The 19,186-nt window shown below is 75.6% G+C and carries 18 protein-coding genes and 3 pseudogenes; 3 read left to right on the forward strand and 18 right to left on the reverse strand.

Translation table 11 applies throughout. The features are described 5' to 3' along the window. Positions 1-48: 48 nt before the first annotated feature. The 6 genes and pseudogenes from ET495_RS10995 to ET495_RS11020 form a co-directional block, all read right to left on the reverse strand. Positions 49-537, reverse strand: a pseudogene (locus ET495_RS10995) (nitroreductase family protein); the annotation flags it as partial. 46 nt (positions 538-583) lie between these two features. After that, complete coding sequence (locus ET495_RS11000; protein WP_162616444.1) at positions 584-1,543, reverse strand: GNAT family N-acetyltransferase; 960 nt, start codon at positions 1,541-1,543, stop codon at positions 584-586. 132 nt (positions 1,544-1,675) lie between these two features. Beyond that, positions 1,676-4,723 (reverse strand): FAD-binding and (Fe-S)-binding domain-containing protein, encoded by a 3,048-nt coding sequence (locus tag ET495_RS11005; RefSeq protein WP_129204848.1) that lies wholly within the window; start codon positions 4,721-4,723, stop codon positions 1,676-1,678. 130 nt (positions 4,724-4,853) lie between these two features. Then, positions 4,854-5,297, reverse strand: a complete 444-nt coding sequence (locus ET495_RS11010; RefSeq protein WP_129204849.1) for an OsmC family peroxiredoxin — start codon at positions 5,295-5,297, stop codon at positions 4,854-4,856. Between the two features lie 106 nt (positions 5,298-5,403). Further along, complete coding sequence (locus ET495_RS11015; protein WP_129204850.1) at positions 5,404-6,939, reverse strand: hypothetical protein; 1,536 nt, start codon at positions 6,937-6,939, stop codon at positions 5,404-5,406. 202 nt (positions 6,940-7,141) lie between these two features. After that, the gene (locus ET495_RS11020) at positions 7,142-7,684 is read right to left on the reverse strand and encodes an RNA polymerase sigma factor (protein ID WP_129204851.1); all 543 of its coding nucleotides are present in this window, start codon (positions 7,682-7,684) and stop codon (positions 7,142-7,144) included. Between the two features lie 122 nt (positions 7,685-7,806). Here ET495_RS11020 and ET495_RS11025 point away from each other — a divergent pair, with 122 nt between their 5' ends. Together ET495_RS11025 and ET495_RS11030 are read left to right on the forward strand one after the other, a co-directional pair. Then, positions 7,807-9,735, forward strand: coding sequence for a DUF4012 domain-containing protein (locus tag ET495_RS11025; protein WP_129204852.1), 1,929 nt, complete (start codon positions 7,807-7,809; stop codon positions 9,733-9,735). A 136-nt stretch (positions 9,736-9,871) separates the two neighbouring features. Beyond that, on the forward strand, positions 9,872-10,576 hold the full coding sequence (locus ET495_RS11030; RefSeq protein WP_245993032.1) for an LPXTG cell wall anchor domain-containing protein: 705 nt from the start codon (positions 9,872-9,874) through the stop codon (positions 10,574-10,576). A gap of 108 nt (positions 10,577-10,684) precedes the next feature. Here the strand turns inward: ET495_RS11030 and dtd are convergent, their stop codons facing one another. The 11 genes and pseudogenes from dtd to ET495_RS11080 all read right to left on the reverse strand — a co-directional run bounded on the left by dtd (position 10,685) and on the right by ET495_RS11080 (position 17,476). Then, entirely contained in the window at positions 10,685-11,110 is a 426-nt protein-coding gene (dtd, locus tag ET495_RS11035) for a D-aminoacyl-tRNA deacylase (protein WP_129204853.1), read from the reverse strand. Between the two features lie 4 nt (positions 11,111-11,114). Beyond that, complete coding sequence (locus ET495_RS11040; RefSeq protein ID WP_342770097.1) at positions 11,115-12,122, reverse strand: asparaginase; 1,008 nt, start codon at positions 12,120-12,122, stop codon at positions 11,115-11,117. After that, positions 12,119-12,253, reverse strand: a complete 135-nt coding sequence (locus ET495_RS18775) for a DUF2516 family protein (protein WP_245993033.1) — start codon at positions 12,251-12,253, stop codon at positions 12,119-12,121. Before ET495_RS18775 ends, ET495_RS11040 begins: the two co-directional genes overlap by 4 nt. 71 nt (positions 12,254-12,324) lie before the next feature. After that, a pseudogene (locus ET495_RS18780) lies at positions 12,325-12,450 on the reverse strand (DUF2516 family protein); the annotation flags it as partial. A gap of 10 nt (positions 12,451-12,460) precedes the next feature. Then, positions 12,461-12,886 (reverse strand): type II toxin-antitoxin system VapC family toxin, encoded by a 426-nt coding sequence (locus ET495_RS11050; RefSeq protein ID WP_129204855.1) that lies wholly within the window; start codon positions 12,884-12,886, stop codon positions 12,461-12,463. A 34-nt stretch (positions 12,887-12,920) separates the two neighbouring features. After that, a complete protein-coding gene (locus ET495_RS11055; protein ID WP_129204856.1) occupies positions 12,921-13,202 on the reverse strand; it encodes a type II toxin-antitoxin system Phd/YefM family antitoxin in 282 nt (93 codons plus the stop codon). 128 nt (positions 13,203-13,330) lie between these two features. Continuing rightward, the gene (locus tag ET495_RS11060; protein ID WP_129204857.1) at positions 13,331-14,452 is read right to left on the reverse strand and encodes an FUSC family protein; all 1,122 of its coding nucleotides are present in this window, start codon (positions 14,450-14,452) and stop codon (positions 13,331-13,333) included. Positions 14,453-14,494: 42 nt separating this feature from the next. Further along, entirely contained in the window at positions 14,495-15,649 is a 1,155-nt protein-coding gene (gene ygfZ / locus ET495_RS11065; protein ID WP_129204858.1) for a CAF17-like 4Fe-4S cluster assembly/insertion protein YgfZ, read from the reverse strand. Beyond that, positions 15,649-16,239 carry a heme-binding beta-barrel domain-containing protein gene (locus tag ET495_RS11070; protein ID WP_129204859.1) on the reverse strand — a complete coding sequence of 197 codons (591 nt, stop codon included), beginning with the start codon at positions 16,237-16,239 and terminating at the stop codon, positions 15,649-15,651. Before ET495_RS11070 ends, ygfZ begins: the two co-directional genes overlap by 1 nt. A 153-nt stretch (positions 16,240-16,392) precedes the next feature. Further along, positions 16,393-16,904, reverse strand: a pseudogene (locus tag ET495_RS11075) (DUF4395 family protein). A gap of 140 nt (positions 16,905-17,044) precedes the next feature. Then, a complete protein-coding gene (locus ET495_RS11080; protein WP_170220581.1) occupies positions 17,045-17,476 on the reverse strand; it encodes a thioredoxin family protein in 432 nt (143 codons plus the stop codon). Positions 17,477-17,661: 185 nt separating this feature from the next. Here ET495_RS11080 and ET495_RS11085 point away from each other — a divergent pair, with 185 nt between their 5' ends. After that, positions 17,662-18,336 (forward strand): YceI family protein, encoded by a 675-nt coding sequence (locus ET495_RS11085; protein WP_129204860.1) that lies wholly within the window; start codon positions 17,662-17,664, stop codon positions 18,334-18,336. Positions 18,337-18,354: 18 nt separating this feature from the next. Here ET495_RS11085 and ET495_RS11090 read toward each other — a convergent pair whose 3' ends face one another. Next, on the reverse strand, positions 18,355-19,092 hold the full coding sequence (locus tag ET495_RS11090) for a hypothetical protein (protein ID WP_170220582.1): 738 nt from the start codon (positions 19,090-19,092) through the stop codon (positions 18,355-18,357). Between the last annotated feature and the right edge of the window lie 94 nt (positions 19,093-19,186).

A 19,186-nucleotide genomic window follows, 5' to 3' on the forward strand; every position in this document is an offset into this window, starting at 1 on the left:
GACGACGCCCGTGGGCTCCCACGCGCCCGGCACGTCGAAGGCGGCGTGGAACGCCGGGCGCTCGGGCCCGCCGATGCCGAAGAAGCACGCGCCCAGCCCCAGGTCGACGGCCGTCTGCAGCATCAGCAGCGACGCCATGCCGACGTCGACGTGCCAGTACGGCACCGGCCACCGCGCCTCGTCCTGCGGCGTCCACGCGCCCGGGGTCGCGAGCCGCGCGCCCGCCTTGTCGGGCTCGGCGTAACGGCGCAGGTAGGCCTCCTTGGAGGCCATCGGCACGACGATGAGCGGTGCCCGCCGCAGCCCCGCACGCCACGTGCTCAGGTCGCGTGCCGACGACGCCGGGGTGGCCGCGGCCCAGAAGCGGTCACGGTCGGCCGCGGTCTCGAGCACGAGGAACGCCCACCCTTGCGTGAACCCCGCCGACGGGCCGCGCACCGCGTTGCCGAGGATCCGTTCGACCTGCTCACCGGTCAGCGGCTCGTCGGTGAACGAGCGGACCATGCGCCGTCGTCGCACGACATCCTGGAAGTCCATGCCACCATCGTCGCAGCCCGTCAGCACCCCCCGTCAGCACAGCCCGTCAGCGCGGCCCGGTCACCGGGGGCGCCGGCGGGACCGGCCAGCGCAGCGCCTCGACCACGACGACGAACCCGAGCGAGTCGTACAGCGCACGCGCCGCGGTGTTGTGGCCGAGCACGCTCAGCCCCAGCACGCTCAACCCCCGCTGCCGGCACCACTCGGCGCCCGCGCGCACGGCGGACCGCCCCAGCCCGACACCGCGCGCACCGGGGTGCAGGTACACGTCGTAGACGAACGCGGCCGACGGCGGGCGCACCTCGAGCCACAGCGCGCCCACGGTCACCTGGGTCGAGCGTTCGACGACGTCGAGCAGCACGTGCCCGGCCGAGCGCAGGCCCTGCGGCAGCAGGTCCTCGTAGTCCTTGCGCGAGTGGTCGAGGGCCTCGCTCCACGCGACGTGGTCGGTGCTGCGGATCTCGCGCGCGTACTCGTCGATCGCCGCGTCGAGGTAGGCGTCGAACGAGGTCTCGGTCATGGGTCGCAGCACGGCGGCCTCAGGTTCGCCGCGCGCCTCGCCGGGGCCGGCGGACAGGTCGAGCACCATCGTCTGGCTCACCGTCGTGAACCCGGGCACGGCCGCGAGCGCCGCCGTCGTCGGTGCCGCGGCCATCCGGTCGAGCACGATGGCCGTCGCGTCGCCGGCGCGTGCGTGCGACTCCAGCAGGACCAGGAGAGCGTCCGCGGGGCACGTCGCCTCGGCGTCGAGCACCAGCAGGTCGGACTCCTGACGCGACAGCCACACCCAGCCGGCGTCGCCGTCGTCATCCAGGACGCGGTGGAGCTTGGTGCCGGAGAGTCCCTCCGCGGGTGCGAGCTCGTCGACGGCGGTGCGCGCCTGCACCGCCGCGGCCTCCTCGTCGCCGCACAGCGGGCCGAACTGCCAACGCCGACGACGCGCCAGCTGCGCGGTGCGCCAGGCGGCGTAGTCGGCAGCCGGGAACGGCAGGAGCTGGAGTGTCACGCCCGGCAGACTACGTGGCATCTGGCCGATGCCCGATCTCGAACCGAATGTTGTCTCGGGGTCTGGCGCTCGCCGGGTCCCGGCGGCCACCCGGCGCACGGAGGACCGCGCACGGCACGGACCGCGCGCAGGTCACAACCGTTCGGCGATGACCTCCACGAGCGCCTTGCCCTCGACGCCCGCGAGCTGCACGGCCTGCGTCCGGCACGAGTAGCCGTCGGCGAGGTACTCGGTGCCCTCGTCGGCTGCGCGCAGCGCGGGGAGCAGCGCGTTCTCCGCTACGGCGACCGAGACGTCGTAGTGGCCCTTCTGCATGCCGAAGTTGCCGGCCAGCCCGCAGCAGCCGGCGAGCACCTCGATGGAGGCACCGCCGTCGCGCAGCAGCTTCTCGTCGGCCTGGTAGCCCATGACGGAGTGGTGGTGGCAGTGCGGCTGGACGACGGCCTTGAGGTCGCTCAGGTCGGGCATCGTCCATCCGGTCTCGGGCCGCGGGGCGGTCTCGGGCTCGGTCAGCAGCTCGGCGACCGTGCGCGTGGCGGCCGCGACGGCGGCCGCGCGCGGGTCGTCGGGGAACAGGTCGAGCAGGTCGGAGCGCAGCACCGCGGTGCACGACGGCTCGAGCCCGAGGATCGGCACGCCGTTGACCGCGTACGGCCCCAGCACCGACAGCAGGTTCGCCAGGCGGCGGCGGGCGCCGTCGAGCTGGCCGGTGGAGATCCAGGTCAGGCCGCAGCACGCCTCCTGGTCGGGCACGACGACGTCGTAGCCCGCCGCGGTGAGCACCTTGACTGCGGCCTTCGGCACCGAGGGCGCCATGGCGTCGCTGAACGAGTCGGTCCACAGCACGACGCGCGGGTTGCCCTGCGGGGCCGGCCGGCCGGGCTCCTGCCGGTGCGAGAGACCGGGCACGCCGTGCGTGGCCCCGCCACGCTTCCACCAGGTGTGGAACGGCACCTCGGCGAACGTCATCATCTGCCGGCGCGGGTCCATGCCGCCCAGCCAGAGCACCGCCTTGGCGATGGCGCGCACGCCCAGCACCTTGTTGACCAGCGGCGCGAACGGTCCGATGAGCCTGGTCCAGCGCGGCAGCCAGCCGAGCACGTAGTGGTCGACGGGGCGCACGCGCCCCTTGTAGGTGCGGTGCAGCACCTCCGACTTGAACTGCGCCATGTCGACCCCGGCCGGGCAGTCGGCCGAGCAGGCCTTGCAGCTCAGGCACAGGTCGAGCGACTGCCGCACCTCGACGGCGTTGAGCCCGCCGATGAGCTTGCCGTTGACGGCGTCCTGCAGCACGCGGGCGCGGCCGCGCGTGACGTCCTTCTCGTCCTTGGTGGCCTGGTAGCTGGGGCACATGAACCCGCCGCCGGCGTGGTTGTCGGCGCGGCACTTGCCGACGCCGACGCAGCGGTGGACCGCCGTCGTCAGGTCGTGGTGGTCGTGCTGGAACGAGAAGCCCGCGTGGCCCGCGACCTTCTCGATGCCGCGCAGGGCGCCCGAGGACCGCGCGCCGCCGTCGCGCGCGTCGATGCGCTGGCGCGAGGGCGTCGGGCGGGCCTGCGGGCGGCGCAGGTCGGCGTCGACCGCCGCGGGGTGGACGACGACGCCGGGGTTGAGCACGTCGTCGGGGTCGAACAACGCCTTGAACCGCTCGAGCAGCGCGATCGCCTCGGGGCTGTACATGAGCGGCAGCAGCTCGGAGCGTGCGCGGCCGTCGCCGTGCTCGCCGCTCAGGGAACCGCCGTAGCGGGCGACGAGCTCGGCGGCCTCGGTCATGAACGTGCGCAGCACCGAGCCCGACGCTTCGAGCGGCAGGTCGATGCGCAGGTGGACGCACCCGTCGCCGAAGTGCCCGTAGGGCAGGCCGTCGACGCCGTAGCGCCCCATGAGCGCGTCGAGGTCGCGCAGGTAGGCCCCGAGCTTCTCGGGCGGGACGGCGGAGTCCTCCCAGCCGGGCCACGCCTGCTCGCCCGCGGGGGTGCGCCCGGCCAGGCCCGCGCCGTCGGCCCGGATCTGCCACATCTTGGTGGCCTCGGGTCCCGCGGCGTGGATCTGCGAGGCCACCGCGCTCGACGCCGCGACCACGGCCTCGGCGTTGCGCACGGCGTCCTCAGGGGTCGCGCCGGCGACCTCGATCATGAGCCAGCCCGCGCCGTCGGGCAGCGGCGGGACGGCGTCGGCGCCGCGCGCCTTGCGCACGACGTCCACCAGGCGCGCGTCGAGGCCCTCGATCGCCAGGGCAGCCGTGCCCGCCTCCTGGGAGCCGACCGCGAGCAGCGCGGGGACGTCGTCGGCCGCCGACGGCATGTCCGCATACCCGAGCACGACGAGCGTGGGCTGCTGCGGCAGCGGCACGAGCCGCAGCGTCGCGCCGATCACCGTGACGCAGGTGCCCTCGGTGCCCACCAGGGCCTTGGCGAGGTCGGAGCCGTTCTCGGGCAGCAGGTGCTCGAGCGAGTACCCCGACACCTGCCGGCCGAACCGCCCGAACTGCGTGCGGATGAGCGCGAGGTTGTCCCGGACGAGCTCCTTGAGGCCCGGGACCTGCGGGAACTCCGGGTCGCCCGCGCCCGCCAGGAAGCGCCGCCCGCGGCCGTCGACGACGTCGAGCGCGACGACGTTGTCCGCCGTGCGCCCGTACGCGACGGCGTGCGGGCCGCACGCGTTGTTGCCGATCATGCCGCCGAGCGTGGCCCGGTTCTGCGTCGAGGGGTCCGGGCCGAACCGCAGGCCGTGCCCCGCAGCGGCCTTCTGCAGCGTCGACATCACCGCGCCGGGCTGGACGACGGCGGTGCGGGCGTCGACGTCGACGCTCACCACGCGGTGCAGATGCCGCGACAGGTCGATGACGGCGCCCGGCCCGACAGCGTTGCCCGCGACGCTGGTGCCCGCGCCGCGGGCGGTGACCGGCACCTTCAGCTCACGCAGCACGTCGAGCGCGGCGACGAACTCGTCCTCGGTCGCGGGGAACACCACGAGGTCGGGCACCACGCGGTAGTTGGAGGCGTCGGTCGCGTACTCGGCGCGCCGTCGCGCACCGGTCTCGACCGCACCGGTCACGACGACGGTGCGCAGCGCCTGGGCGACGGCCTCCCGCGCGGCAGCGGCCGCACGCTCCGCCTCGTTCGCCTCACCGGCCCGGGGGCGGGGAGCGTCAGGACTCTGGTTCTCGGTCGAGGTCATAGCTCCAGGCACGGCCCGATTCTTGCATCCACCCCCGCCCGGCGACGCTCGCCCCGCGCCGCCGCCCCACCGTCACCCTCCCCGCGGGACGGAGACCACCTCGCGAGGAGGGACGGCGAGCCGGTGCGGGTCAGGACTCGAAGGTGACCGCGAGGGTGATCTCGGCGACGGAGGCCAGGGCCTTGGAGACCGGACAGCCGGCCTTGGCGCTCTCGGCGGCGGCCTTGAACCCGGCCTCGTCGAGACCCGACGCGTAGCCCGTGACCGTGAGCGCGATGCGCGGGATGCGGAAGCCGCCCGCCGGGTCCGGGCCGAGCGTGACGTCGGCGGTGACCTCGATCTGCTCGGGCGTGCCGCCCGCCGCAGCGATGTCGGCCGAGAACTGCATCGCGAAGCACGCCGAGTGGGCGGCCGCGATGAGCTCCTCGGGGCTGGTGACGCCCTCGGCGTCGTCGGCGGCGCGGCGCGGGAACGAGACGTCGAACGTCGCCGCGCCCGAGCTGGAGAGCTCGACCTGGCCGGCGCCCTGCTCGAGCGTGCCGTTCCAGGCGGTGCGTGCGGTACGGATGGGCATGGAGACCTCTTCGTGACGGAGTGGGGGTGGCGTCGTGCGGCGCCACCCCCGAAACTAACCCGCCGCGCCCGCCTGCGCCGCCCTTCCTCGTGCCTCGGCTCGTGCCTCAGCGGTCAGGGACGGAGAAGTCGAGCGCGTCGTCCGCTACGGCCATCACCGACCACGTGTGCCCGTCGGCGTCCGTCAGCTCGTAGGCGGGCACGAAGAGCACCGCGCCCTGCGCCGTCCACAGCTCGGTCAGCCCGAGCCGCGCCCCGGTGATGGTCACCTCGCTCACCGGCCAGGCGATCCGCGCGCCCGCCGCCGGCGGCGCCGGGACGGCGTCTGCGGGGGCGCCGTCGCCGAAGGCACCGTCTGCGGAGGCACCGTCTGCGGAGGCACCGTCCGCGGAGGCGACCGCACGATCCTCGGTCCCGAGCGGCATGACGGCCGACGACGCCCCGAACCGGGGGTCGCCGAGCCGCCGCACCGCCTCCGCCGGGCTGACGACGGCGTACGTGCCGAGCTCGACGACGTCGGCGAGCGCGCCGTCGAGCCACACGATCCCGGCGTCGGCGACGGTCGCGATCCACTGGTCGTCGCTCAGGGTGCCCCCGACCACGCGCCGTGCCGTCACCTGGCGCACCGCGTCCTTGTCGCCGCGTGGTGCGACGGCGACCTCGAACTGTCCCGGGTCGAGCCCGAGCGCCCGCATGGCGTCGGCCAGGGCGGTCGCCGCGCCGGCGTCGTCGACCGACGTCGGCGCCGGCGTCCGGCATGCGCCCGCGACGTCCGGGGCCGCGCACGACCACGGGTCGATCACCTGGTTCGCGTACCCGAAGGAGGCGCGGCCGTCGCCCAGCAGCCACACCTGCGGGCCCGAGCCTTCGTCCGGGCCGACGAACCACTGCTGCCCCTGCCGGCGCGGCTCGCCCGCGACCCCGAGCGCCCGCGCGACGCGCGCCGCCGTCTCGGCGTTCGCAGCCCCTCCGGCGTCGAACGCGAACACCGCGGCGCTGCCGCCCTCCTCGGGCAGGCCGACGCCGCGGAAGACGGTGTGCCCCACGAACGGATACCAGGCGGCACGGCTCCCGGCGGCGCTCGGCGCCGCACCCGAATCGCGCGCAGGCTCGGTGGCCTGCTCGCCCGCCGACAGCGCACCGTCCGCCGCAGACCCGATCGCGGGCACGGGCCGCTGCGCCGACCCTGGCACCGCGAACCCGGCGGCGTCGGCGACGGCGCTCGCGTCTCCCGCGGTCCCGCCGCCCGTCAGGACCCCGAGCGCGTACCCCCCGCCTCCGAGCACGACCGCGCCTGCGACGGCCGCGGCAACCAGCGCGGGCGCCCGGCGGTGCCGCCACGCGCGTCGGCCGGCGGCACCGGTCCCGGCAGCGCCGGTCGGCAGGGTGGCGTCCACGGCGGCAGGCACACCGCCTGGCGCAGCTTCCGGCACGGTTTCCGGCACGGTTTCCGGCACGGCGCCCCCCGGAGGGGTCCCGCGAGCCTCGCCCGCCGAGGCACCATCCGCGACCTGCACCTCGACCTTCGCGCGCAGGACGCCCCGACGCGGTGCCGCACCAGCGCCCGGGTCCGCGCCGACCAGCCGCTCGTACGCCTCGTCTCCCCCCAGACCCCCTGCACCCTGCGACGCGTCCTCGTTCATGACGACCTCCTCACCTCGGCCCGCACGGCCGCGCCGGGCGCCGTCGGTTCACCGCCCGCACCTGCCGGTGTTCCCTGTCTGTGTCGTGACCCACCGACCGCTTGCGGTCTCCGCCCGATCCCGCGCGCCCGGTCCCGTGCGCCCGGTCCCGTGCGCCCGGTCCCGTGCGCCCGGTCCCGTGCGCCCGGCCGCGCCGGCGCACTCACGACTCGCCGCTCGCCGCGTCCGGTCGCGCGTCCTCCCACGCCTCGCGCAGCCGTGCCCGCGCCCGTGACAGGGCCGCGTCGGCACCGCCGCGCGAGATGCCCAGCACGGCCGCGAGGTCGTCGCGACCCAGACCGTCCCAGGCGACGAGCAGCAGCACCTGCCGATCGCGGGGCGTCAGGAGCGCGAGCGTGCGCCGCACCCGGTCGTCCGCCACCGCAAGCGCGGCCGGGTCGACGTCGTCGGGCACCTCGGGCACGACGGCGAGCGGCACCGCGCGCGCCTTGCGCCGGTGGTTGGCGAGCACATAGCCGGCGGCGCGGTAGAGCCACGGAAGCTCGGCCCCGCGCGGGACGTCGTCGCGGCGGCGCCACGCGGTGGCGAGCACCTCGGCGGCGAGGTCCTCGGCGGCGTCGGCGCGCGTGCCGCCGTCGGGCAGGCGCCGCACGAAGTAGCGGTGCAGCGCCGCGGCGTGCTCTTCGAAGAGCACGTCGAACCACGCCGCGTCGTCGCGGCCGTCGGCCACGCGGGACCGGTCCATGCCCCCACTGTGTCGCCGCCCGCGCGGTCCTTGCACGGTCGCGGCGCACGGTGTCGTTTCATCCGCTGTTCACCCCGTCGGGCAGCCGACCGGCCGCCGCACCCGACCTAGCGTGAGTGTCCGTGTCGACGGAGCAGCCCCTGACGGTCCCCGGTCCCGTGCCGGCCGCGGCGAGCGCCGGCGTCCGCCCGGAACCCGGCCCGGCGGCGCAGCGCCGCCGCACCCGTCGCCGCGCCCGCCGGGTGGTACTCCTCGTCGCCGCCGCCCTGGTCGTGGCGATCGCCGTCGCCGCCCTGCTGCTCGCCCGCGACGCCCGGACCGCGCAGCGCGCCCTCGACGACGCCGCCGGGCGGGTCCCCCAGGTCGAGCGGGACCTCGCCGACGGCGGCGACCCGGCCGCGCTCGAGGCCCAGCTCGCGGCGCTCCGGCGCGACACCGCAGTCGCCCGCGCGCACACGGACGGCCCGCTGTGGGCGATCGGCGCCCGCTTGCCCGTGGCGGGCCCCAACATCGACGCCGTGGCGCGCATCGCTGCCGCGCTCGACGACGTCGCCCGTGACGTGGCTCCCGCGCTCGTCGAGGTGCGCGCCACCGTCGCCGGCATCCAGCGCACCGAGGACGGCGGGATCGACCTGGCCGCGCTCACGCGCGTCGCGCCCCGGCTGACCACCGCGCAGACCGCCATGGACGCCGCCACCGCGAGCCTCGGCCGGATCGACGGCCAGCGGCTGCTGCCCCGGCTCGCCGGTCCGCTCGACACCCTGCGCGCGCGGCTCGACGGCATCGGCTCGATGGTCACGACGGCCGGCCGCGCCGCCACGCTCGTGCCGCCGATGCTCGGTGCCGACGGGCCGCGCACGTACCTGGTGCTCGCGATGACGAACGCCGAGCTGCGCTCGGGCGGCGGCATCGTCGGTTCGGCCGTGCTGCTGCGTGCCGACGGCGGCCGCGTCGAGGTGATCACCCAGGTCGCGGCGACGGACGTGCCGACGTTCACGACGCCGGTCGAGGGTCTCGACCCCGAGACGACGGCGGTCTTCTCCGACCGGCCGGCCCGGTTCGTCCAGGACGTGACGATGACCCCGGAGTTCCCCACGACGGCGGCGCTCGCCGCACGCATGTGGGCCCAGACGCACGGTGAGCAGGTCGACGGCGTCGTCGCCACCGACCCCGTCGCCCTCGCCCGCCTCCTGGCGGCCACCGGACCGGTCGACGTGCCGCTTCCGGCGGCGAGCGCCGCGCGCCTGGGCATGCCGAGCGTCTCGGTGAGCGCCGACAACGCGGTCCAGCTCCTGGAGCACGACGTGTACGTGTCGCTCGCGCTCGGCCCGCACGACGCGGACACCTTCTTCGGGTCGCTGGTCGCCGCGACGGCCGCGCGGCTGGAGTCGGCCGACGTCGGCGCGTCCGCGCTGGTGAAGGCGCTCGCCGCTGGAGCGGACGACCATCGCGTCCTGGTCTGGTCGGCGCGGGCCGACGAGCAGGCGCGGCTGGCCGGGACGGTGCTCGGGGGCACGTTCCTGTCCTCCCCGCGTGCGGCCGACGCCGTCGGGGTGTTCTTCGACGACGCGATCTCCGGGAAAATGAGCTGGTTCCTCGACTCGTCGGTCACGCTCGTGTCCTCGACCTGCACGGACGCCGGGCGGGTCGACACGGTCGACGTCACGCTGACGTCGACGGCCCCTGCGGACGCCGCCACCCTGCCGACGTACGTGGCGGGATGGCCCAACGGGATCGACCCGCAGGGCATCGTCCGCACCGTGGTGCGCCTGGCCGGGCCGGTCGGTGCGCCCACGCCACGGCTGCACCGCGACGGCGTCGTCCTCGGCATGGAGACGCACCCGCTGCGCGGCCGCTCGATCGCGTCGGGAACCATCACCCTCGCCCCCGGTGAGACCACGACGCTGCGCGTCGAGTCGACCGCGTCGGCGGCCTCGAGCCGGGGCGAGGGGCCCCAGCCTGCGGGGACGCTGGATCTGTGGTCGACGCCGACGGCGCACGCGGGCGGTCTGCACGTCGTGCCCGTCCCGGTGTGCCCGGAGGCCCGATGAGACCTGGCCGCGGCGTCCGGGTGAACCTGCGGATCCCGGCCGTTTCACCCCGGCAGGGTGATGCCCCCGATCGCCCGGTAGCCCTAGCGTGAACTTACGAGCGCTCCTCGGCACCACACTCGACAAGGGACCTGACATGACCGCTACGACGTGCAGCAACGCACAGTGGCTCCGCGCACGCGGACGGATCGGCGTCGCGGCTGCGGCCGCTCTCGGGGCCACGCTGATCCTCGCCGTGGGCGGTCCCGCATCGGCCGAACCGACGGCCGAGCCGACGCCCGATCCTGCGGCGACGGTGCTGTATCCCCCGGAGTTGATGTCCTCGCTCGCCCTGACCGTGCTCGATCCCATCTGTGACGGCGACGTCCCGTACCTGCGGTACGCGGTCGTGCCCACGGGCACCCCGAACACCACGGTGACGATCACGTGGCTGAACCCGAACGGCCCGGACGTCGTCCTGCCGAACCTGCCGCTCACGGGCCGGGTGAGGTGGCCCGGAGCCGAGGTCGACGCCCAGGGCAGGGCGGTCGACTGGCCGGGCTGGCGCCTCGAGGGCGACACCTGGGTCGAGGGTGACGAGTACGACTGGGTTCGTCCGTCGGTCGACGTGAAGTTCGTGGTCAACCCCGAGGCGACCACGACCGTGGCCTACCCGCCCTCGTCGCCCAGCTGCAGCACGAACCCTCCGGGATCCACCCCGATGACGGCGCAAGCGGTCTCTCACAGGACCGCCGCGCTACCGCGCACGGGAACCGAGGCCCTTCGGCTCGCCCTCGTGGCGGCCGGTCTCCTCGTGCTCGGCACGGCTGCCGTCGTGCTGACCAGGCGTCGCCGCGCCTGACGGACGCTTGCGCGACGGCGACGACGGCCCTGGTGGTGCGGTCCACCGGGGCCGTCGGTCCCCCCTTTCCCGGGCGGCCCGGCGCACATCGGGCGCCCGCGCGGGCGCTCAGACCTCGAGGAGCAGCGTCACGGGCCCGTCGTTGACGAGCTCGACGGCCATGTCGGCCCCGAACGTGCCCGTGGCGACCTCGAGCCCGCGCTGGCGAAGACCTGCGACGACGGCGTCCACGAGCGGCTCGGCGACCGGCCCGGGTGCGGCGGCGCTCCAGCTCGGCCGCCGGCCCTTGCGTGCCTCGCCGTAGAGCGTGAACTGGCTGACCACCAGCACGGGAGCGCCGTCGTCGAGCGCCGAGCGCTCGTCGCGCAGGATGCGCAGCTCGGCGATCTTGCGCGCCATCGTGTCCGCCTGGGCGGGGCCGTCGCCGTGCGTGACGCCGACGAGCGCGACCAGGCCGGGCCGGTCGATCGCGCCGACGACGTCGCCTGCGACGCTCACGCTCGCGCGGGTGACGCGCTGCAGCACGGCCCTCATCCGGTCATGCCTCCAGGTCCTGCCGCAGTGGCACCCGCACCTCGCCCACCGGTCGGCCGTGGCCGAGGACGGGAACCGTCCCGAGGGTGGTCAGGGCGTGCGCGTCCGCTCCGGCGACGTCGAGCGCCCCGGCCGCGCGCAGCACCGCGGCCAGGATCACGGGTCCTGGCCGGAACGAGCCGTCGAGCACCTTGACCGCGAACGACACGCCGTCGGGCAGCGCTCCCGCGAACACCGCTTCGGCGCCGTCCTTGCACACCAGCCCCGGCACGGCCCGCATGGCCGCGGTGACCTCACGGCCGTCGCCCGCGACCATCTCGGGGCGCGCCACCATCGCGTCGGCCACCCGGCGCTCCGGCGTCCCCGCAGCGGCGAGGACCAGCCGGCCGTAGGCGAGGGCGAGCCCGCGCAGCGACGTCGACCACAGCGGCGCGCCGCACCCGTCCACCGTGACGTGAGGCGGGCGCGGGTCGCGCGTCTCGTCCCGCGTCAGCTTCGCGACGGTGGCGGCGATCTCGGCCTGCAGGGGGTGCGCCGGGTCGAGGTAGCTCGCGGTGTCCCAGCCCGCGGCGACGCACGTGGCGAGCATCGCGGCGTGCTTGCCCGAGCAGTCCTGGGTCAGCGATTCCGGGCCGCCGCCTGCGCGCTGCCAGTCGAGCGCCACGCGCGGGTCGAGCGGCAGCCCGGGAGTGTTCGCCAGCGCCTCGGGCCCGAGGCCCGCGGCGGCCAGCATTGCGCGCACGCCGTCCCGGTGCACCTGCTCGCCGCTGTGGCTGGCGGCCGCGAGGGCGAGCTGGCCGTCGTCGGCGGGTTCGAAGCCGCGTCGCAGCATCGCCACGGCCTGCACGGGCTTGAGCGTCGAGCGCGGGTAGATGTCGGCGTCGGGGTCGCCGACGGTGAGCAGCGGCGTGCCCGCGGGGTCGAGCACGACGAGGTGGCCCAGGTGGACGGACTCGACGAGGCCGCCGCGCACCACCTCCGCCAGGACGCCGGCGCCGCGCGCGAGGGTCACCACTGCGGGCCCTGCGGCTTCCGGGGGCCGCCCGTGCCGTAGGGCTTGATCGCCGGGCGCACGTCGTACCAGTAGATGAGCGCCGGGGCGAGCGCGATGAGGTTGAGGAACGTGCTGCTGGTGGCGTACATCGGGGAAGGCCCAGCAGCCCGATCACGGCCGCGATGCCCAGGACGACGAGCCAGAAGCCGCGGGTGCGCTTGCCTTCGGCGGTGTAGGCGCGCGCCGGCCTGCGCGCGGCGTCGACGAGCGCGACGACCTGCACCACGAACACGGCGACGGCGAGCACCGTCAGCACGAGCAGCTGCACCGATCCCAGGAGATTCACAGCGCTGACCCTACGGGACGACGGTGAGCGCGTGGGCCCTCGCGGCCGAAGCGACGTGGTCGTCCCAGGCCGCGACGATCGTCTCGGGGTGCGCGACGGTGAGAGCGGACGCCACGTGCATCGCGTCGCCCGCGCGCAGCGGCAGCGTGCTGTCCGCGAGCAGCCCGGCCGCGGCCTGCGCGACCTGGTCGCACAGCTCGACGACGGCGAGCGACGGCCACAGCCGCTGCCAGGCGTCGACGGCGTCGGCGTGCGCGACGTCGTCGAGCAGCCCCGAGCGGTGACCGGCCGCGAGCGCGGCACGCACCTCGACGTCGGAGATGCGGCTGGTGACGGCGACGTCGGCGCGCGTGTAGAGCGCCGACGCGAGCGCCGACCCGCTCTCGCGCACGACGAGCTTGACCAGTGCTGACGCATCGAAGTAGACGACGGCCACGGCGCGGCCCCTTTCCCTGGTGTCGCGGCGCAGGTCAGCGCCGGATGCGGCGCACGAGGCCCGAGACCGCGGCCCGCGCGCCGGCCGCCCCCACGCTCGACGGCAGCTCCGGCGGCACCTCGTGGGCGCCGCGCTGGAGCTGGGCCGGCGTCAGCAGGCCGTCGCGGACGAGCCCCTGCACCAGGTCGGCGGCGGCGATCCCGGTCAGCCGCGCGACCGGCACCCCGCGGTCGGTGATGATGATCTCGTCACCGGCGCGGGCCCGCTCGATCCAGGACTTGAGCTCGGCGCGCAGCGCGCTGACGGCGACCTCCATGGGACGGGACGCTACCGCCACCGGTGGGCCGGGGCCAGGGACCACGGCCATCGGTCCGGGGCGTGGCCGACGTTCCCGCCCGCCGCGGCGCGCAACGACCCGCTCGAGGCCCGAGCGGTGGGCCCGGGTCACAGCTCGCCGAGCGCCTCCCTCGCCTCGCGCGGTCCGGCCCCCGCGGCCTCGAGCACGTCCACGACGGGCGAGCGCAGCAGCAGGACGAGCGCCTGCGTGCCCCAGTCCTGGGTGGTCGCGTGCGGGTCGAGGGACCCGGCGAGGTCGGTGAGCGTCGTGCGCGCCACCGCGGCGTCCTGCCCGGTCGTGACCGCCGAGGCGAGCAGCCGCACCCCGGCCGCGTACCTGTCCAGAAGGTCGGCCAGCGCGGCCCGGTCCGCCGCGGACGCGTTGCGCAGCTCGTAGGGTGCGCGCCGCACCAGGACGCGCACGGTGCGCATCGCCCGCTCGACCAGCACCGCCTGCGCCCCGAGCCGTTCGAGGTCGTCGCGGTGGACGCGGTTGACGCTCACCCGGGCCTGCTCGACCGCGTGCTGCGCGCGGTCGAGCCACTCCGACAGCGCGGGGTCGGCGGTGCGCGCCCGCACGAGCGCGGCGTGCAGCCCGTCCTCGTCCCCGGCCCGCACGGCACCTGCCGCGAGCTCGACGACGGAGGCCAGCGCCGTCGTCGCCACGTTCCCGAGCGTTCGCACCCCGCGCCGCGGGTCGGCGGGGGTCAGCAGCGCCACGGCGAGCGCGACGGCGCCGCCCACGAGTGCGTCGCCGGCCCGGCCGAAGGGCCCTCCGGTCAGTGAGGGCAGCCCGACGACGACGATGGCCTGCGTCCCCGCCTGCGCCGCGAGCACGGCGCCCCGGTCGACGAACCGCGCGAGGACGGCCGCGACGACGAGCACCGTGGACAGCTGCCACCAGCCCGAGCCGATGAGCTGCACCACGAGGTCGCCGACGCCGACGCCGACGGTCACGCCGAACGCGACCTCGGCGATCTTGCGCACGTCACGGTCGAGCGTGAACCCGAGGCACGCCCACGCGGCGATGGCCGCGAAGAAGGGCTGCGCGTGCCCGAGAAGCCACCCGCTGAGCAGGTAGGCGGTGCCCGCCGCGGCGGCGGCCTGCACGATCGGCCAGAACGACGTGCGCACCCGCGAGACGCCCTGACGCGCCCGCGCCCGCAGCACGAGCCGCCGCACGACGCGGCCCGCGAGACGGCCCGAGGCGTCCTCGGCGCTCTGGCTCATGGCGGTGCTCCCCTACGGCCTCGGTGCGACAGGACGCATCGCTCACAGGGCTCCGAGGCCGCGGTGGCCGGGTGCGGACAGCCCCCGCGCGACGGGCCCGCGCGCGGCGGGCCGGTCGGCCGAGACACCCTCGCCCGGCACGACGACCTCCTGCGCTGCGGCGACCTCGACGCGCTCGCCGGAGATCTCGCCCACGACCAGCAGCTCGGCATCCTCGGGCACGCTGCGCCTGACGACGGCCAGGCCCACGGGCCCGAGCTCGTGGTGCCGCGCGACCGAGGTCATCGTCCCGACGGCGCGTCCGCCCAGCATCACCTCGGCGCCCGGCTCGGGCAGCACGTGCCCCGAGCCGTCGAGGTGCAGGAACACCAGCCGCCGCGGGGGGCGGCCCAGGTTGTGGACCCGGGCGACCGTCTCCTGGCCGCGGTAGCACCCCTTGTGCAGGTGGACGGCGGTGCGCAGCCAGTCGAGCTCGTGCGGGATGGTGCGGTGGTCGACCTCACGCGCGAGCCGGGGCCGGTAGGCCTCGACCCGCAGCGCCTCGGCGGCCCAGGTGCCGGCCAGCCGCCACCCGGCGTCCTCGCGTGCGGCGACCTCGGCGGCGAGCGACGTGCGCGGCACCAGCACCAGCCGCCACGGGCGTCCCGTCCCAGGGTGCTCGGCCTCGGCCGGCCCGTACCGCGTACCGCCCGCGGCGACGCGCGGCCACGTGTCCCACCACGTCACCGGCTCGCCCTCGCGTCCCTCGGCGGCGACCGGCTCGCCGATCGCGGCCCACTGCGCGCTCTCGTCCGCGACCTCGACGCGGCGCAGGAACCGCATCCGGTCGAGCCATGCGGCCAGCGGGGCGGCGTCGTCGGTCTCGGTGACCAGCCACGTGGCCGCGCCGTCGTCGACGACGCCGGCGGCGTGCTCGACATGCCCCTGGGGACTGAGCACCAGCAGCTCGGTCGAGGTGCGTGGGGCGAGCGTCGCCACGTCCTGCGACGTGATGTCGTGCAGCCACGTCAGCCGGTCGGGGCCGGTCACGCGGACGACGCCCAGGTGCGACTGGTCGACGATCGCGCCGGGTCCCGTCGTGGTCGCGCGCGCGAGCGCGCGCTGCTCGGCCACGGGGTCTCCGTAGTGCCAGGCGACGCCGGCATCGGGGCCGGTCGCCGCCACGGCGCCGTGGCGGGCGAGCAGCGGGCTGTCCATCAGGCGTCGAGCCGGGTGAGCTGGCCCGCGACGTACGACTGGAGCGGGTTGCCGAACGCCGCGAGGTCCTCGCTCCAGAACAGCCGCCCGTGGACGGAGCCGTACAGCCGCCGCGACTCGCTCACGTCCGCGCCGGTGGGCGAGTGGATCATGCGCTGCGACGTCAGCTCGACGCGGCCGCGGCCGACCCAGCCGAAGTACGCCGTCAGGCGCCCCGCCGCGTCGGCGAGCATGACCTCGACGGGGTGCTGGTCGTCGGCGAGGCCGTCGACCGCCTTCGTGGAGACGCGCCAGTACCCCGTCTCCGCGGACCAGACCGTGGCCCCCGCGACCTGCGCGTCGGCGGGCAGCGCGAAGTCCGCGTCGGGGGCGCCCAGGTCGATCCGGTCGGGCACCTCGCCGTCGAGCACGCGCAGCGTCGACTCGTACCGCAGGTACGGGCCGCCGTCGTGGTCGACGACGACGTCGGCCACGACGCGGCTGCGCGTCACGCCCGGATACTCCAGCACGCCCACCCCGCGCCACCTGCCCACGAGCCACGCGAGCGGGTACACCTCGGGCGCGAGGCCCTCGGGGAAGGCGAAGGGCATCAGCGCTGGCCCGCGAACAGCTTGTAGACGACGAAGCCGGCGAACCACGCGATCGCGACCGCGGTGATGACCAGCAGAGTGATGAAGAATGCTTCGAGACCTGCGTACATGGGGCCGATCCTAGCCGCGCCCGGCGCGCTTCGGGGCGTGATGTCAGGCAGCGGCGGTACCCGCGCGCAGGCGCCGTCCCAGCAGGTACAGCTCACATCCCAGGCACAGCCCGACGACGGCGTTGAGCGCCGCCGCCACGAACGCGAGCGCGGCGGCCACGGGGACGGCCGCCCCGGCTCCCAGCAGCCCGAGGATCACGCCGACGCCGGTCACGACGAGTCCGACGAGCTGCGCGAAACGCGGCGGGCGCGGGTCCTCGAGCTCTTCGGGGCGGCAAGCCGGGGCCGCACGACCGTGCGGAACACCCAGCCTTGCCAGGTGTGCTGAGCGCCACGCGCGGCGCCGACGGCGAAGCTGAGCGCGAGCACGGCCAGCAGCACGAGCGCCGCGCGGCGCGTCGGCTCCGCGACGCCCAGCAGCACGACGACGGCGAGCAGCACCGCCGTGATCCCGGCTGCGACGCGCGGGCCGCGGGGGTCGATCCCGGCCGGCCGGCCGGTGGAAGCGGGGGTGGGGGCGGGGGTGGGGGCGGGGGTGGGGGTGCTGCGAGACATGAGGACTCCAGGAGGTCAGGCGGGAACGTGCCGGCGCGGCGCACGGGTGCGCCGGCGTGCGGACCGGGCGCGGGGCCGCGGGGGTCAGCGACAGGGGTTCACGTGCAGGGGTTCACGTGCAGTGGTTCACGTGCAGGGGTTCAACGACAGAGGGCCAGTGCCTCGCGGGCCTGGGACGGGCTCATGGCGCCGCTCGCGCGGGCGAGCTCGACGCCGTCGGGGTCGAGCACGAGCACGGTGGGGGTCGTCAGCACGCGCAGCCGGGCGACGAGGTCGAGGTGCGCGTCGACGTCCAGCTCCTGGTGGGCGACGCCGTCCTCGGCCGACGCGAGCGCTCGCAGGACACGGGCGGTGGCGCGGCACGGGGCGCAGATCTCGGCGGAGAGCTGGAGGAACGTGGCGCGCGTGCCGAGGATCACGCCGCGCGCGGCCCACTCCGTGGCCGGGCTGGTGTCCCCTGCCGACGGCGCGGCGGCGCGCGCCACACGCACCCGCCCCTGGCGGGCACGCCATACGGCGCCGATCACTGCCGTCACGGCCAGGAGCGCGACGAGCGCGAACGTCTGGGGCACGCCCGTTCCCTTCTGCCGACCTGCACGATGACAATAGTTGAAAGCGGAATCTATAGAGTGATCCCTGCTCGGCGATCAATGATCACCCCGCCGTCCGCGTGCACACCACCATGATCCCGAATGCTGGACGGCAGGCGTCTCGGATCGCGTCGCGCGCCGCCACACCTGCCCCCGGAGGATCTGCGATGACCGACCTGCCCCTGCGCACCTGGAACGATCTCGTCATCCCGGCGCCGGGTCCCTACCACCTGGACACCGAGCACATGCGGCTGGGCTTCAACGCGACCCACATGATGGTCAGCACCGTGCGCGGCGAGTTCACTCGCGCATCCGCACAGGTCTGGGTCGACGAGGACCCGCTCGAGTCCTGGGCGAGCGCGACGATCCAGTCGGCCTCGATCGACACCGACAACGCCGAGCGCGACGGCCACCTGCGCTCGGGCGACTTCCTCGACGCCGACACGCACCCGACCATCGGCTTCCGCTCGACCGGTCTGACCTGGCAGACGCAGCCCGACCCGATCTTCTCCTGGGCGCGCCTCAAAGGGCACGCCCAGGGGCGCACCGCCGCCCCCGACGCCGCGACGCGCCCGCCGTCGCGGTTCCAGCTCCACGGCGACCTCACGATCCGGTCCACGACGCTTCCCGTCACGCTCGACGTCGAGTACGGCGGCGCCCGTCGCGACCTGTACGGGCGCGACATCTGGGGTTTCTCGGCCACCACCGCGATCGACCGCGAGGCCTACGGGCTGCTGTGGAACGTGGCGCTCGAGGCGGGTGGCGTCCTGGTCGCCAAGACGGTGCGGCTCGAACTGGCGGGCGAGTTCATCCGCTCCGACGGCGTCACCGCGCGTCCGTAGCGGCACAGGGCCCGGACCTCACCCCAGCAGCACGCGCCCGACGGCGAACACCAGGATCCCGCCGACCGCCACCGGCACCACCGCCGCCGCGATCCCGGCCCAGCGCCCCGTCACCCCCGGCAGACGCTCGAACAAGATCCGCACCGCCCCGACGCCCAGCCCGCCGACGAGCCCCGCGACCAGACCCGTCACCGGCTCCACGTCTGGAACGAGTGCACCGGCCCCCGCGCCCGCCACGGCGGCGACGGCGACGGCGGACAACGCGCCGAGCCAGCCGCGTGCCGCGGGGAGCGCCGAGACCGCGGCAGCGGCAGCGACCGCCGTCGCCGCCGTGACGACCAGCGCGGTACCGCCCGTGGAGCGGGTCGTGGCGATCCACCCTGCCGCGGCGACGGCGACGAACGCGCCCGTCACGGTGCCGCTGAGCGACTCGACCAGGCGCGCACGACCGTCGCGCCGCAGCATCTCGGACAAGAAGGCCAGCACGAGCGACATCGCGACGACGAGCGGCAGGTGCCGCAGCACCGGCTCGCCCTGCGTGCGCCAGGCGACAACCGCGGCACCGAGCCCTGCGGCGAGGACGACGATCCGCAGTCCGCCCGGCGCGGGCGCGGCCACGACGGCCGGCCATCCGATCACGAGGAGCACGACCAGCGCCACGGCGACGCCGACGAGAGGCAGCACGCCGAAGGACGCGGCGGCGGCGACGACGGCGGCGAGGACGGCGGTCGTCACGGCACGGGTGCTCAGGGTCACGGTCACGAGTATCCCGGACGGTCTCGCCGTGTGTGCTCTTCGGCTTCCCACGACACATGCCCGACACGTGGTCGATGCATACTGCGCCATCAGG

It is taken from the genome of Xylanimonas allomyrinae (assembly GCF_004135345.1).
GTDB classification, from domain to species: Bacteria; Actinomycetota; Actinomycetes; order Actinomycetales; family Cellulomonadaceae; genus Xylanimonas; species Xylanimonas allomyrinae.